At 70.8% G+C, this 12,559-nt stretch carries 11 protein-coding genes and 1 pseudogene; 11 read left to right on the forward strand and 1 reads right to left on the reverse strand.

Features of this window, described 5'->3' with window-relative positions:
• Nucleotides 1-217: 217 nt before the first annotated feature.
• The 9 genes from QME70_06190 (at nucleotide 218) to QME70_06230 (ending at nucleotide 9,701) form a co-directional block, all read left to right on the forward strand.
• The gene (locus QME70_06190) at nucleotides 218-1,375 is read left to right on the forward strand and encodes a hypothetical protein (GenBank protein ID MDI6894182.1); all 1,158 of its coding nucleotides are present in this window, start codon (nucleotides 218-220) and stop codon (nucleotides 1,373-1,375) included.
• A 38-nt stretch (nucleotides 1,376-1,413) separates the two neighbouring features.
• Entirely contained in the window at nucleotides 1,414-1,575 is a 162-nt protein-coding gene (locus QME70_06195) for a hypothetical protein (GenBank protein MDI6894183.1), read from the forward strand.
• Between the two features lie 45 nt (nucleotides 1,576-1,620).
• Nucleotides 1,621-2,712 carry a hypothetical protein gene (locus tag QME70_06200; protein ID MDI6894184.1) on the forward strand — a complete coding sequence of 364 codons (1,092 nt, stop codon included), beginning with the start codon at nucleotides 1,621-1,623 and terminating at the stop codon, nucleotides 2,710-2,712.
• Between the two features lie 566 nt (nucleotides 2,713-3,278).
• Nucleotides 3,279-4,358, forward strand: a complete 1,080-nt coding sequence (locus QME70_06205; protein ID MDI6894185.1) for an ABC transporter ATP-binding protein — start codon at nucleotides 3,279-3,281, stop codon at nucleotides 4,356-4,358.
• Nucleotides 4,358-6,676 carry a hypothetical protein gene (locus tag QME70_06210; protein MDI6894186.1) on the forward strand — a complete coding sequence of 773 codons (2,319 nt, stop codon included), beginning with the start codon at nucleotides 4,358-4,360 and terminating at the stop codon, nucleotides 6,674-6,676. Before QME70_06205 ends, QME70_06210 begins: the two co-directional genes overlap by 1 nt.
• A 77-nt stretch (nucleotides 6,677-6,753) precedes the next feature.
• A complete protein-coding gene (locus QME70_06215) occupies nucleotides 6,754-7,425 on the forward strand; it encodes a hypothetical protein (protein MDI6894187.1) in 672 nt (223 codons plus the stop codon).
• The gene (locus QME70_06220; protein MDI6894188.1) at nucleotides 7,422-7,973 is read left to right on the forward strand and encodes an RNA polymerase sigma factor; all 552 of its coding nucleotides are present in this window, start codon (nucleotides 7,422-7,424) and stop codon (nucleotides 7,971-7,973) included. Before QME70_06215 ends, QME70_06220 begins: the two co-directional genes overlap by 4 nt.
• On the forward strand, nucleotides 7,970-8,845 hold the full coding sequence (locus QME70_06225; GenBank protein ID MDI6894189.1) for a hypothetical protein: 876 nt from the start codon (nucleotides 7,970-7,972) through the stop codon (nucleotides 8,843-8,845). The genes QME70_06220 and QME70_06225 overlap by 4 nt, the downstream gene beginning before the upstream one ends.
• A 130-nt stretch (nucleotides 8,846-8,975) precedes the next feature.
• Nucleotides 8,976-9,701 carry an ATP-binding cassette domain-containing protein gene (locus tag QME70_06230; protein ID MDI6894190.1) on the forward strand — a complete coding sequence of 242 codons (726 nt, stop codon included), beginning with the start codon at nucleotides 8,976-8,978 and terminating at the stop codon, nucleotides 9,699-9,701.
• 36 nt (nucleotides 9,702-9,737) lie between these two features.
• Here the strand turns inward: QME70_06230 and QME70_06235 are convergent, their stop codons facing one another.
• Nucleotides 9,738-10,247 (reverse strand): M23 family metallopeptidase, encoded by a 510-nt coding sequence (locus tag QME70_06235; protein MDI6894191.1) that lies wholly within the window; start codon nucleotides 10,245-10,247, stop codon nucleotides 9,738-9,740.
• A 467-nt stretch (nucleotides 10,248-10,714) separates the two neighbouring features.
• Between QME70_06235 and scfA the strand changes: the two are divergent.
• Both scfA and QME70_06245 read left to right on the forward strand, forming a co-directional pair.
• Nucleotides 10,715-10,825: pseudogene (scfA, locus tag QME70_06240) on the forward strand (six-cysteine ranthipeptide SCIFF).
• A gap of 146 nt (nucleotides 10,826-10,971) precedes the next feature.
• The gene (locus tag QME70_06245) at nucleotides 10,972-12,558 is read left to right on the forward strand and encodes an SPASM domain-containing protein (GenBank protein MDI6894192.1); all 1,587 of its coding nucleotides are present in this window, start codon (nucleotides 10,972-10,974) and stop codon (nucleotides 12,556-12,558) included.
• Nucleotide 12,559: the final 1 nt, after the last annotated feature.

Genomic DNA, 12,559 nt, shown 5'->3' on the forward strand with positions numbered 1-12,559 from the left:
ACAAAGTTGACCTCCAGGATCTGGAGTGCGCGGCGTAGCGGCGTTTTCGGGGGAGTAGAGGCAGGCAGGCGCGAGGACGTTCGTGGGTAGCGACGAGACGTCCGCGGTGAGGAAGCATGAAGGGCAAAGTGGCGCTGGGGGCGACGCTGGCCGTCGTGGCGGTGGCGGCAGTCCTGGTCGGGTACCGCGGCTGGGCGGCGCGACTTCCCCACCCCATATGCGTGATGATGGGGGAGCACCCGGTGAACCGGAGAACCGCCTGCGGGGCCTGGGTGAGGCGGACATCGTATTCGAGTGGCTGGACGAGGAGGGTGCCCCGCGGTTCCTGGCCGTGTTCACCCGCGATCCCGGGTTTCCGGTGGGGCCGGTTTCCCCCCTTTCCCGGGGCGGGATGGACCTGGCGCGGCCGTATGGCCGCGTGGTATGCGCGGGGCTGGGGCCTGACGCGCAGGAATACGCGCGGAGGTACGGTGGGCCACCGGTGCTGGTCCAGTCGACCGCCGCGCGGTACGTCAGCGTGAAAGAAGCGGTACGCCAGCCTGCGGGATCGGGGCAGGGGGGGTCGCCGGCTCAGGGGTGGCAGTTACTGAGGGGAAGGCACGGTGGCGGGGCGCCCGCACCGGAGGTGGTGGCGGGGAGGGCAGACGGCACGGAGGTGTTCCGGTGGCACTGGGATGGGCGCCATTACCGCCGGGAGGTCGGGGGTGCGACCGCCCGCGTGCAGGCGTTGGCGGTCTTGTTCGCAGAGGAGGGGAGCGGACCCCTCGATTCGGGGGCCTTCCCGCACGGGGTCTTCGCCGGGGAAGGGGGACGGGCACTACTCCATGTGGGCGGCAGGGAGATCCCGGTGGCCTGGGCGCGCAGGTTCGGGGAGCCCCTGGTGCTGGAAGAGGGTCCTGGTCGCCCCTCTCCCGTGCCGCTCCCCCCGGGACGCATCTGGGTGCACATAGTGGGGCCGCAGGCCGACTACACCGTCGCCCTGCACGCCGGACTCCCGCCTGGCTTTCGGGGGACGGCGGACTGCCCGGCCTGGCAGGTGACCCGGGCCTGGGATCTGGGCGGTGGGCGATGGCTGCTGGAGCAGAAGTGGGTGCGCGACGTGCTCTACTGGCTGTGGGACCAGTCCACGTCGGGCATGGAGGCGGTGGTGGGCGTGGCCGAGACGGCACGCTTCAACCGGTTCGAGGACGGACGGGTGGTGTTCCTGGCGCGCGGGGGAGCGGACTGCGGAGCCTATCGCTTCCCCTACCTCATAGTGTACGATGCCCGGGAGGGCGGGTGCTGGGAGGAACCCCTCTACGTACCAGCGCATTCGATGCCGATACCGGAGAACTGGTGCTCACCTTCCGGAACGCGGCCCCGGGTCCGGGGGTGAGGGCAGGGAGAGCGCTACGCCCGGCGGGAGAGTCGCCCGTGGACCGTGTGCTGTTGCGGCTTGCGGGCGACGACCTCGAGGTCAGGGTGCAGTTGAGCGCGGCTACGGTCTGGAAGTGGATGGCAGACATTGAGTTTCCTGGTGGCGAGGGACAGGCCAGCACGGTACGGTGCCATCTCTCCTTCCGGGCCGCCCGTTGATCCGGAGGGCTACCCGCAGCCCCAGCGCTTCAAGGGGGTAGGAGCGTGAGGCGCGTGGTCGGGTTCACGAGCACCCTTTGCTTCCTCGCGGTGTGCCTTGCCCCCGGCGTGGCGAGGGCAAACGCGCTACCGGTGCGCAAGGAGGCCGTGGCGACGGGTATGGTGGTGGCGGCAGATAACGTGCCGGTCGCCATTCTCAGAGAGGAGCTGACGATACACCTGGGGCTACCTCCGCGGGGTGGCGGGGCGTGGGACGCGGAGGCCCGCGTGCGGGCCGTGTACCGCCTGGAGAACCGCTCTCGCGAGAGGCAGGAGTTGGAGGTGGCCTTCCTGGGCTGGGGCCAGGGGTCGCGCACCGCGGACTGGCAGGTTCGCCTGGCCGGGAAGACGCTTCCGGTCCGCGACGACCCCTCGCCTGCCGTGCCGGGCTTCACGCCCCCATGGCCGGGCCTGGACCCCTTCACGGGGGAGCTATACCGGCCCCGCCATTCCACTGTCGGTACGCCACGGGCAGTGTTCTTCCCCCTGGTGCTGGAGGCGGGGGAGCGGGCCGATCTCGAAGTTTCGTACGTGGGCCGGTGCGGTTACGACGCGCGGCGGTACGTCAACCCGGTCTTCCACTTCAGCTACCTCCTGAGCCCGGCGCGGCACTGGGCGGATTTCGGGTATCTGGAAGTGCGGGTACGGGTCCCGCAAGGCGTGCGAGTGGCGAGCAACCTCCCCCTCAGTTATGGGCAGGGTGACTTCGTGGGGACGTTTGGCGATTTGCCCGGCGAGGAACTTACCGTCGCCTACGTTTCCACAGATGGTATGTGGTTCGGCAGGTACACCAACCGCGTGACCGTATGGCTTGCCATGCTGGTAGCGTTGCTGGCCGCGGCTGGCCTCCTGCGCTTCCTGGCGGGGAAAACCCCCGGGTGGGGGAGGATCGCCGCTCAGGTTTGCATCCTGGGGGCGACGGCCTGGTTCCTCCATGTCAACCTCGCAAAGCAGCTGCTGGACTACCCGCTCAACCTGTTGCAGCCTGTGCTCAGGGTCGTCGTGTGGCTGGCCGCCTTCGTGTATGGCGTCCGTCTGTGGCGCGGGCATCCTGCTGCACGCGCCCCGGCCGGCCCGGACGGCGGGATCTCCGGATAAGGTGGGGCACGCCCGCCCGTGCCGCTAGCCCCGCGTGGCCGGGGCGGTGGGTCAGGGGAGCGCCTGCCAACCGGTGGACGGCCGGGGGCACCGGGCGTCCACCTGTGCATCGGCTTCGACCACCGGTTCTAACTCCGGTTGTGGCGGAGCGTGCGCAGCACGAAGATCACGGCGAGGACGGTTACCGATCCCGCACCCAGGGGGAGCCATGCGGTCACACGTGGGTGCGGGCCCGTGTCGCTGCACAGGCCCGTGGTCGCGTCGTACCACACCGTGCGCGAGGCGGTGTAACCTTCCGCATCCTCTGCCGTGGCGCGGACGGCGTAAGTGCCGCCAGCCCCCGCCGGGAAGGTGGTGGTGAACTGCCCCGAGAAGCGAGGTTCCCATAAGTACCAGACTGGGACCGTCGGGGTTCCGGCCTGTCGCTCGCGACGGCTCGCCGTCGCCACCGCCTATGGAAAAGCTCGTTTTCCGGGGAGTGAACCTTTTGGTGCCGTGCTGCGTCCTGGCTTCCGGGAGGGGAAACCCAACGCCGTCCGGGCGTGGGCGAAGGGTGGTTGCATGACGTGGCGGGTACGGGCATGGCTCGTTCGACGGGAGGCGCGGCGGGGAGCGCCGCCTGCGGTGGGGTGGCTGCCGGCCATAGAGTGGCGGCGCGCGACGGGGGGAGCGGCGACGGGCTCCGGGTGGTGACGCAGGGTCTCATCCGACGATACCCCCGCGGGGTGGTGGCCCTCGACAGCGTGGACCTGGAGATCGGGGAGGGGCTGTTCGGGCTGCTGGGCCCCAACGGGGCAGGGAAGACCACCCTGATGCGCATCCTGGCCACGCTGCTCCCGCCCACGGCGGGAAGGGCCAGGGTGGGCCCCTACGACGTGCGCAGGGACCAGCACGAGATCAGGCGGATCCTCGGGTACCTGCCCCAGGAGTTCGGCCTTTACCGCCGCCTGACGGTGGCGGAAGTGCTGGAGTACGTGGCCGGCCTCAAGGGCATTGCCCCGGCGTGCAGGCGGGCGGAGGTAGGCCGGGTGGTCGAGGTCACCCGCCTGGGCGACGTGCGCAGGCGTGCGGTGGGGGCCCTCTCGGGCGGGATGAAGCGACGGCTCGGTATCGCCCAGGCCCTGCTCGGCAACCCGCGCCTGCTCATTGTGGACGAGCCCACCGCGGGCCTCGATCCCGAGGAGCGCATCCGCTTCCGCAACCTCTTGAGCGAACTGGGCCGGGGACGGGTGGTCATCCTGTCCACCCACGTGGTGGCCGACGTCGAGTCCATCGCCCTGCGGGTGGGGGTCCTGAACCGGGGGCGTCTGGTGTTCCTTGGCGACCCGGACGGCCTGCGCCGGGTGGCCGGGGGCCTGGTCTGGGAGCTGTGGGTGCCCGACGAGCGCATCGACCGGATCAGCCGGCCGCCCCGGGGCCTGCACCCCATCAGCACGCGGATGATGCCGGGCGGGGCGGAGGTGCGCCTGTTGAGCCGCGAAAGTCCCTGGGGAGAGGGAAGGCCGGTGGAACCTACCCTGGAGGACGGGTACGTGGCCCTGGTATCGGGCTTCGCCGGCGACGCGGCATCGGGCCAGCGTGGCGTGGGCGGCACGCCAGACCGGCCGGCCCCGGCCGGTGCGGGCGGTAACAGGGGGTGGCGGTGATGGCGCGGACCTGGCTGGTCTTCCGCAACGAGTTGCGGCTCCACTTCCGCACTCCGGCCACCTGGCTCATCTACCTGGCCTGGCACGGGGCCCTCGGCTACTATCTGTGGAGTGCGACCACCTCGCCCAGCCGGCTGCCCTGGGCTTTCGCCTATGGCATGTGGCCCATCTTCAGCAGCCTGCTGGTGGTGCTCTTCGTGGCCGCCGCCGGTCGGGACAGGGCGGAGCGGAGCCAGGAGCTGATCGATGCCCTCCCTCACCGCACGCACCACCTGGTGGTGGGGAGGTGGCTGGCGGGCTGGGCTGCCTTCGCCCCCCTGGCCCTGGAGATGCTTGTGCTACAGGCCATCCTCCTGGGCCGGGCCGGCCTTCCCGGAACGTTGTGGTTCCGCGATGCGCCTTACCTGGCCCTGGAGTATCTCGGTCCCCTCCTGCTGGCGGCGGGATGGGGGACCGGGACCTGGGTCCTCCTGCGGGGGAGCCGGCTGGCCTATCCGCTGGCAGCCGCCGTGTGGATAGCCCTGGTGGAGCCACCTCCCGTCGCGGCCGTAAGGCAGGCGGCGCCCAGGCTGCTGGGCTGGATCCCGGACACGCTGGACTGGCTGTGCACTCCCCTCACCGTAGCGCGGCCGGTGTTCTCCTTTTCGGACCTCTGGGGGACCGCCCCCGAGGGTACGCTGGTGATGCTCCACCACCTGGCCTTCGCCGCCCTGGGGCTGGCCCTGGTGGTGGGCGCGGTGCTGCTGTGCGGCCGTGCCCGGGAAAACCGTGCCTACGCGAAGGCGGCTGCACTGGTGCTGGTGGTGACGCTGCTCTGCACCTCGGGGATGGCGGGGCTGGTGCTGGCCGGAGCCGGGCGGAACCTGGCCGCCTATCGCGACCACGCAACGGCACAGGTCGGCGGCACCGCCACTGACGGCGAGGCGGCAGCGGCGGGTGCACGGGGTGTAAGCATCGAGAGATACCGCCTGACCGGGGCCCTGCACGGGGATGGCCTGCTCGAGGTCCAGGCCACCTGCTGGGTGCGCAACGGCGGTACGGAGGCGGTGAGCGCCGTTCCCCTGGCCCTGGACCAGCACTTTGCCGTCGATGCTCCCCATGCGGGGGCGGGCTGGATGCTGCGCCGGCAGGGGGATGTCCTCGACATCCTGCTCGACCGGCCCCTGGCCCCCGGCGAAGAGCGGGCGTTGAGCATCGGCTACCGGGGACGCATCGAAGAGTGGTGGCCCTACCTGAACTTGGGATTCTACCGGCTGGCGGTGGTGACGCCCCGGGAAGTGTGGCTGCCCGGCGTGTTTGCCTGGTATCCCCGCCTGCGCGGGGCAGATCAGGCTTTCGAGCGTATCGTCATGGGTAACCCCGACTACGGGCAGGCCTACCTGATGTACTGCGGGTACGGCCAGCCGGGAGCCTGGTTCGACGTGGAGATGGCGGTACCGCCCGGCGTGCGGGTGGGTATGAGCCTGCCCGAGGTGAATCAGGGGCAGCACGGGAGCGGGGAACGTGCGGAAGGGCACGGCTGGGCCCCAGCTGGGCTGAGCGTGCTGGGCAGCCCCTGGCTGGACCGGGTTACGGCACCGGGCCTGCAGATCTTCTGCGCGCTGCCCGGCCGGCCGCTGGCCGAGGGGTTCCTGCCGGTCCTGGGGGCGGCGGTGGAGTCCTTCCGGAAGTGGGTGCCGGCGGGTCTTCCTGACCCTCTCACCGTCATGGTCATCCCGCGCTATCGCGGGCCCCACCCGGGTGGTGTGATCCTGATTGACGAGACCTCCCTGGCCGGTGCCGCGCACACGCTGGCACATGGGGGAACCGGCGCCTACGCCTCCGATGCCCCCGCCCTCACCGCCCTCCGGCACGTGGTGCCCGCCTGGTGGCCGCCGCTCACCGGTTTCTGGGCCCCCGAGTCCCGCCCGGCCGGGCAGGTGAGGACCGCCGCCACCGCCTTCGTGGCCCGCCACTTCCTGGAGGAGGCTGCCGCCCGCAGTTGGGTGCCCGGGGGCGAAGGGGGACCGGCGGGCAGAGAGGGCGCGGGCGTCGCCCGTGGATCTCCCGTTCTGGATCAACCGGACTACTTCCTGATGTTGATGAGGAACTTCCTGCAGGTGGGCGTCGCGACGGAGCCGGGGGACCTGGAGGCCTCGGCCACCGGTGAATGGAACCAGCAGGTATGGCGCATGGTGGAACGGCTGGGCGAGATCGAATCGGCCCGTGGCGAAGAGGCCGTGAAAGCTATCCTGGGGGAGATGCGGGAACTGGTGGTGGCCGAGCGGACGGGACGGGGGCCCGTGGATGCGGCCATGGTGGAAGCCCTGCTGCGATAGCGGTGGCACCGGGGCAGCCGGCCAGACCCTGTGGCGCCGCTCTCGGGGACGGCTCGGGAAGATGGGGGAAGGCCAGGATGAGGAAGGCTGACACTTGGCTGGACCTGCGCATCATGTACACCTGGGAGCTCATGCTGCCGGTGGTGGTGGTCTGGGTGGGGCTGGCGGCCCTGTGGGGGGCCAACACCGCCGGGGCTCCCCCCCACATCCGCCTGAACGTGGCCGGAGCCTTCCTGGAACTGGGGTGCCCCCTGTGGATGGCCGCCTGCCTGGCCCCAGTGGCCACCGCGGAACCGGAGGAGCACACGGCCGAACTGGTGAACTCATACCCGGGAGCCGGCTGGCGGCTTCTGGCCAGGAGGTGCCTGCTGGCGGCGGGGGTTGGGCTGGCGGGCATTGCCGCCGCCGCCCTGGCCCTGCGCTCCACCCTGGGGCTGCCCCTGGCGAGTGAACTGGTCACCGGCGCCCTTCCTCCCGCCTTACTGCTGGGTGCGGTGGCCCTGCTGGGCGGGGTCCTGGGGAGGAGCTACCCGGTGGCGGCATCGGCAGCGGTGGCGTACTGGGTGGCGGAGTGGTTCCTGCGCGGGCGCCTGACTGGACGCCTGTTCATGTTCATGCGCACGTTGCCCTGCTCCGCCACCATCTGCAACTATGACCTGACGCAGAACCGGCTGCTCCTGCTGGCGCTGGCCGCCCTCCTCCTGGCGGTCACCCTGATCCTGAGCGAGAGAAGGGAGCGCTACGTTTGACGGGGAACGCTCCCGCGACCGGCCACGCTCCCGACCCCGGTGTGGACGTGGTGGTGCGCGCATGCCGGGGGGACCGGGAGGCAGCGGGCGATCTGGTCTCGGCCTTCTATCGGCGTATCTTCTCATTCATCTACCGCTCCACGGGGTCGGTCGCCCTGGCCCAGGACCTCACCCAGGAAACCTTCCTGCGCATGTGGCAGGGCCTGCCGGGCCTGGCCGAACCCGGACGCTTCCGGCCCTGGCTCTACCGGATCGCCTGCAACGTGGTGAAGGACCACCACCGGGCCTGGGAGACCCGCCACGTTTTCCCCTCGGATATGACGGGGGCCGGTGAACCGGCCGGGGCGGATTGTGTCCTGGACGTAGCGGAGGCCGTGTCGCGCCTGCCGCCGGAGCAGCGAGTGGTGCTGGTCCTCAGGTTCTACGAGGGACTGTCCCTCGGGGAGGTGGCCCGAGCCCTGGGCATCCCGGTGGGTACGGTCAAGTCCCGCCTGCATCACGCCATCAGGTCTCTACGCGGCCTGCTGAGGGAGGGTGAGGGGGCATGAAGCGCGAGTGCGCGTCCCCCGATGCCATGCGGAGGGAGATCGCCCCTCTGGCCGGACGGGGTGGGGAGATGGGGAGGGAAGAGTGGCTGCGGCTGGCCGACCGGCTGGCCTCCTGGGAGGCGCCCGCACCTGACGAAGCAGCCGTGCACGATTTCGTGGCCGCACTTAAGGAGCACCCCGTGGGAAGCACGGCCGGGGCGGGATTCCGGGAGTGCCTGCAGGCAGCCCGGGCCGCCCGCCCGGGGGGACTGGTGGGCCTCCTGTACTGGTTGCTCCCACAGGTGAGGCTGGTGGGCTGGCCTTTCTGGGCGGTGAGTGCGGTGGTGGTGGCGCTGGGGGCGCTGGTGACCTACGCCTGGGCCGAGGCCGGGGTGCTCCCGGTGGTGTTCCTGGCACCGCTGCTGGCGGCCCTGAGCGTGTGCTACAGCTTCCGCTTCGAGAGCCCCGAGTGCCGCGAGGTGGAACTCTCCTGCACCATGACGCCGGGCCTGCTGGTGTGGGGGCGGCTGGCCATAGTGGTGGGATACGACGTCCTCCTCTCGGTGGGGGCCAGCCTGGCCCTGCTGGGGTGGTCCGATCCCCGGCTGGTGTGGCAGGTGGTGCTGAGCTGGATGGCTCCCCTGCTGTTCCTCTCCTGCCTGGCGCTGGGGATTTCCCTGCGCTGGGGATACTGGTACGGCACCACCGCGGTGGTGCTCCTGTGGGGATTGCAGGTATTCCTGCGCCGGCAGCCGGGATGGATTTCGCTGCTGGTGTTGCCGGGCGAACCGCGCTGGACGGCCGTGCAGGTGGCGCTGTGGGCCATGGCCCTCCTGGCCGCCCTGTGGTCGGCCGGTATGGTGCGTTGGGTGGGGAGGCCGCAAAGTGGCTGACGGGGGCGTCGATCGACGCGTCACAGAGCGTGCGCTGCCGTCCGGGACCGCCCTCGTGACCCGGCCCGTGGTTGCGCGGGGAACATCGCCTGTGCGCCCGTGCGGGAGTGTGCCGGAGGGCGGCGGACAGATGGCGGTGCTCAGCCTGCGGGGCGTTGGCTACGCGGCGGGCGGACGGTGGCTGCTGCGCAATGTGAACCTGGACCTGACCGCCGGTTCCTGGGCGGTGGTGGGGCCCAACGGGGCGGGGAAGACCACCCTGCTCAGGGTGCTGGCCGGGGTGTACCCGCCCGGCGCGGGCCAAATGTACTTCCGGGGGGAGCGCCTGTCCACGCCCCTGGACTGGCGCTGCTATCGCGACGGACTGGGCTATGCCCCCCAGTTCCCCGCCGTGTACCCCGAGCTTCCCCCGCGCGCCTTCCTGGCCTACGTGGCCTCCCTGAAGGAGATCCCGCCGGCGCTGGTGGGGCCCCGGGTGGAGAAAGTGCTGCGCCTGGTGGGTTTGGATGCGGGCGATGGCCGCCCCTGCCGCGCCCTCTCTCACGGCCAGCGCAGGAGGGTGACCCTGGCCCAGGCCCTGCTCAATGATCCCTCCCTGCTCATACTGGACGAGCCCACCGCCGGCCTGGACTGGGAGAGCAGGTGGGCCCTCACGCAGATCGTCCTGCAGTTCGGGAAGACGCGGCTGGTGGTGTTCTCCACCCAGGACCTGGCCGACCTGGAGGCCCTGGCCACCCATGTGGTGGTGATCGACAGGGGCGAAATCGTGCTGGCCGGGGACCGCGAGGCGTTCCTGGCCGGTGCCGCCTCGCCAGAGGAAGCGTACCGGCGACTTGTCTCCGCCGGGGCGAATTGAGACAGCCTGCCTGTTGACACGGAGGTGCCGGTTCTGTCAGCGGGTCAGGTAGGGTAGGGGGTCGACCGGTTCTCCGTCAAGCCGCAATTCGAAGTGCAGGTGAGGACCGGTGACGCGCCCCGTCTCGCCCACCCTGCCCACGGGTTCCCCCTTTTCCACATCCTGCCCCGGACGCACCAGGGCCCGGGACAGGTGGGCATAGAAGGTGGTTGCTCCTCCCCCGTGGTCGATTTCCACCGTGTACCCGTAGCCACCGATCCACGCCACCCGTTTGACCACGCCCGCTGCCGCCGCCCCGATCGGCGTGCCCGCCAGGGCCCCGATGTCGATGCCGCAGTGCATCCTTCCCCAGCGGGAGCCGAAGCGCGAGGTGATGGGTCCGGCCAGGGGCCAGGCCAGCAGGGGTCGGCTGCGCGACGCTACGGCCACCGTATCACGGGTGGGCCGGACGTTGCCAGCCGGCGTCGACCGGATGCCCGCCGCCCGAGCGGGCCCGGGTGGCACCGGCGAGGTGAGTTCTCGGGTGACGGCAGCCGTCTGTTCCATTGTGGCAAGCGAGGGCCAGGGCAGAGGTGGGGGAGGAACCGGCGTACCGGCCAGGGGCGCCTGCAGCAGGCAGATAGCCAGCGCGGCTGCGGCCGCCAGTGACCTCCCGGCGAAAAAGGCCGGTGAACGCGGCCGATTCCCGGAGGCCGGGCCGGGCGCCCGCCGGGAAGCGCTGTGGCTGCGTAAGTGTGGCATCACCCCGTTAGCATTTGCTGGTCGCTTCCTGTTGATGCGTCGTCCCTCGTAGTTACGATATGCACGTTTGCCCTGCAGCCCCCTCACCGCACCCGCCGGTCCCGTGTTCGCCCGGGCTCTCAACAACGAGCAGGTAACTGCAGGTATTGTTGAGTTTCATGGAACGGTGCGCCGTAGTATAATCCGCGGTGGGTCCGTGGGGAAACGAAAATGGCCGAGGGGTGAGCAGTGTGTCGTACAGAGTCGGAACCAAAGAGCAGGAGCACGTCAGGGTGGTATTCTCGGCGGGGTGGCAGAGAGACCTGCCCCGCGAGTGCCAGGAGTGCCAGACCTCGTGCCAGTCGGCGTGCAAGACTTCATGCACGGTGAGCAACCAGCCCTGCCCCCTGGCCGAAAAGGGGGTCCCGGGCGGCGGTGGCCTGGCCTCCGAGGGTCTGGTCCACCAGGGCCTGGCGGAACAGGGAGCGGCTGCATCACCTTGCCGCTGAGCGGGGGGCGGGACGACCGCGGGGGAAGACGGGCGGTGAGGATGGGCGCCGCGCACCTGCCACCGCGCGTGCACATGTTCGTGCGGGACGGCCTCCGGCTGGCATTTGATGCGGGCAGCGGCACCCTGCTGGTGCTGGACGAGGCGGGATGGGCGGCGCTGGGCGAGATGGTCGAGGGCTCCGACCCGCCGGAGCAGGGCTCCCGCCCGGAGGAAGGCTCCCCTGGCGTGCGGCGGGGCCCGCAGGCGCTTCCCGAGGAACGCGGAGGGCAGGTTCTCCCGCGTCACGTCCGCGCTGCCCGGCGGGAGCTGGAAGAACTCACCGGACGGGGCCTGCTGTTTTCGCCTGTGCCGGTGCCGGTCCCGCCCCGGCCGGTGCTCAAGGCGCTGTGCCTGCACGTGGCCCACGCCTGCCAGATGCGGTGCGCGTACTGTTTCGCCGCGGGGGGCGATTACGGCGGGGGGACGGAGTTGATGCCGCCCCAGGTGGCGCGGGCAGCGGTGGACATGCTGCTCGACCCCTCGTCTCCGGTCAGGCGGTGGGCCATCGACTTCTTCGGCGGGGAGCCGCTCCTCAACTGGCCCGTGGTGGTGGACACCATCGAGTACGCCCGGGACAGGGCTCGCGGGCTGGGAGGGGAGGTGCAGCTCACCCTCACCACCAACGGACTGGATCTTACGGCTACGCGCCTGGAGTTCCTGAGCCGGGAGCGAGTCAACCTGGTGGTGAGCCTGGACGGCCGGCCTGAGGTGCATGATGCCGTGCGGCGCCTGGCGGACGGACGTCCCACCTGGGAGCGTGCCCTCGGGGGCGCCCGCCGGGCTGCCTCTTCATACCTGCCGGGTGCCTTGGCAGCCTCGGGAGCGGCGGGCCCGTCCCTCTGGGTGCGGGGGACGTTCACCCGGCGCAACCCGGACTTTGCCCGCGACGCCATCTACCTGTTTGAGCTTGGCTTTGACCACGTGTCCCTGGAGCCGGTGTGCGGGGGGCCTGCCGGGCTGGTGCTGGGCCCCGGCGACCTGCCCGTGCTGGCAGGGCAGTACGGGGAACTGGCGCGGTGGTGCGACCATCAGGCGGGGAAGGGCAGGCCTGTACGCTTCTACCACTTCGAACTCGACCCCGGTGGCGGCCCCTGCCTGGCCCGGCGCCTGGCGGCCTGCGGGGCCGGCCGCGAATACCTCGCCGTGACCCCTGGGGGAGAGCTGTACGCCTGCCACCAGCTGGTGGGGGTGAGAGATTTCCTGGTCGGTGACGTACGGCGCGGCATTACCCGACCGGAGGTGGGGGACCGCATGGGAGAGCACGACGTGGCACACATGGATAGCTGCCGCCCATGCTGGGCCCGCTTCCTCTGCGGTGGCGGCTGCCGGGCGGCGGCATTCTTCGAGCACCGCCAACTGGGGCGTCCGCCCTCGCTGGAGTGCGTCCTGCAGCGGATCCGCTGGGAGTGGGCCCTGTGGCTGCGCGCCCGGCGACAGGGGGATCCCCCAGGAGGCGTGATCCGGCCGGGAGGCCTGGCACGGGCCAAGGGGGGCGGGGCTTCCGGTGAATGCATAAGGTGGCAAGGGAGGAAAACTAGCTCGGGCGTAGAAGATTATGGGGTCACGTCCCCGGGCACGAGGGGGTGAT

The sequence above is a fragment of the Bacillota bacterium genome (assembly GCA_030019365.1).
In the GTDB taxonomy this organism is placed as follows: Bacteria; Bacillota; Sulfobacillia; order JACIYH01; family JACIYH01; genus JACIYH01.

Bases quoted from the DNA above. Each gene is read 5' to 3' on its own strand.
- QME70_06190 (MDI6894182.1), top strand. From the start codon at position 218: ATGCGTGATGATGGGGGAGCACCCGGTGAACCGGAGAACCGCCTGCGG.
- QME70_06210 (MDI6894186.1), top strand. From the start codon at position 4,358: ATGGCGCGGACCTGGCTGGTCTTCCGCAACGAGTTGCGGCTCCACTTC.
- QME70_06215 (MDI6894187.1), top strand. From the start codon at position 6,754: ATGAGGAAGGCTGACACTTGGCTGGACCTGCGCATCATGTACACCTGG.
- QME70_06225 (MDI6894189.1), top strand. From the start codon at position 7,970: ATGAAGCGCGAGTGCGCGTCCCCCGATGCCATGCGGAGGGAGATCGCC.
- QME70_06230 (MDI6894190.1), top strand. From the start codon at position 8,976: ATGGCGGTGCTCAGCCTGCGGGGCGTTGGCTACGCGGCGGGCGGACGG.
- QME70_06235 (MDI6894191.1), bottom strand. From the start codon at position 10,247: ATGGAACAGACGGCTGCCGTCACCCGAGAACTCACCTCGCCGGTGCCA.
- QME70_06245 (MDI6894192.1), top strand. From the start codon at position 10,972: ATGGGCGCCGCGCACCTGCCACCGCGCGTGCACATGTTCGTGCGGGAC.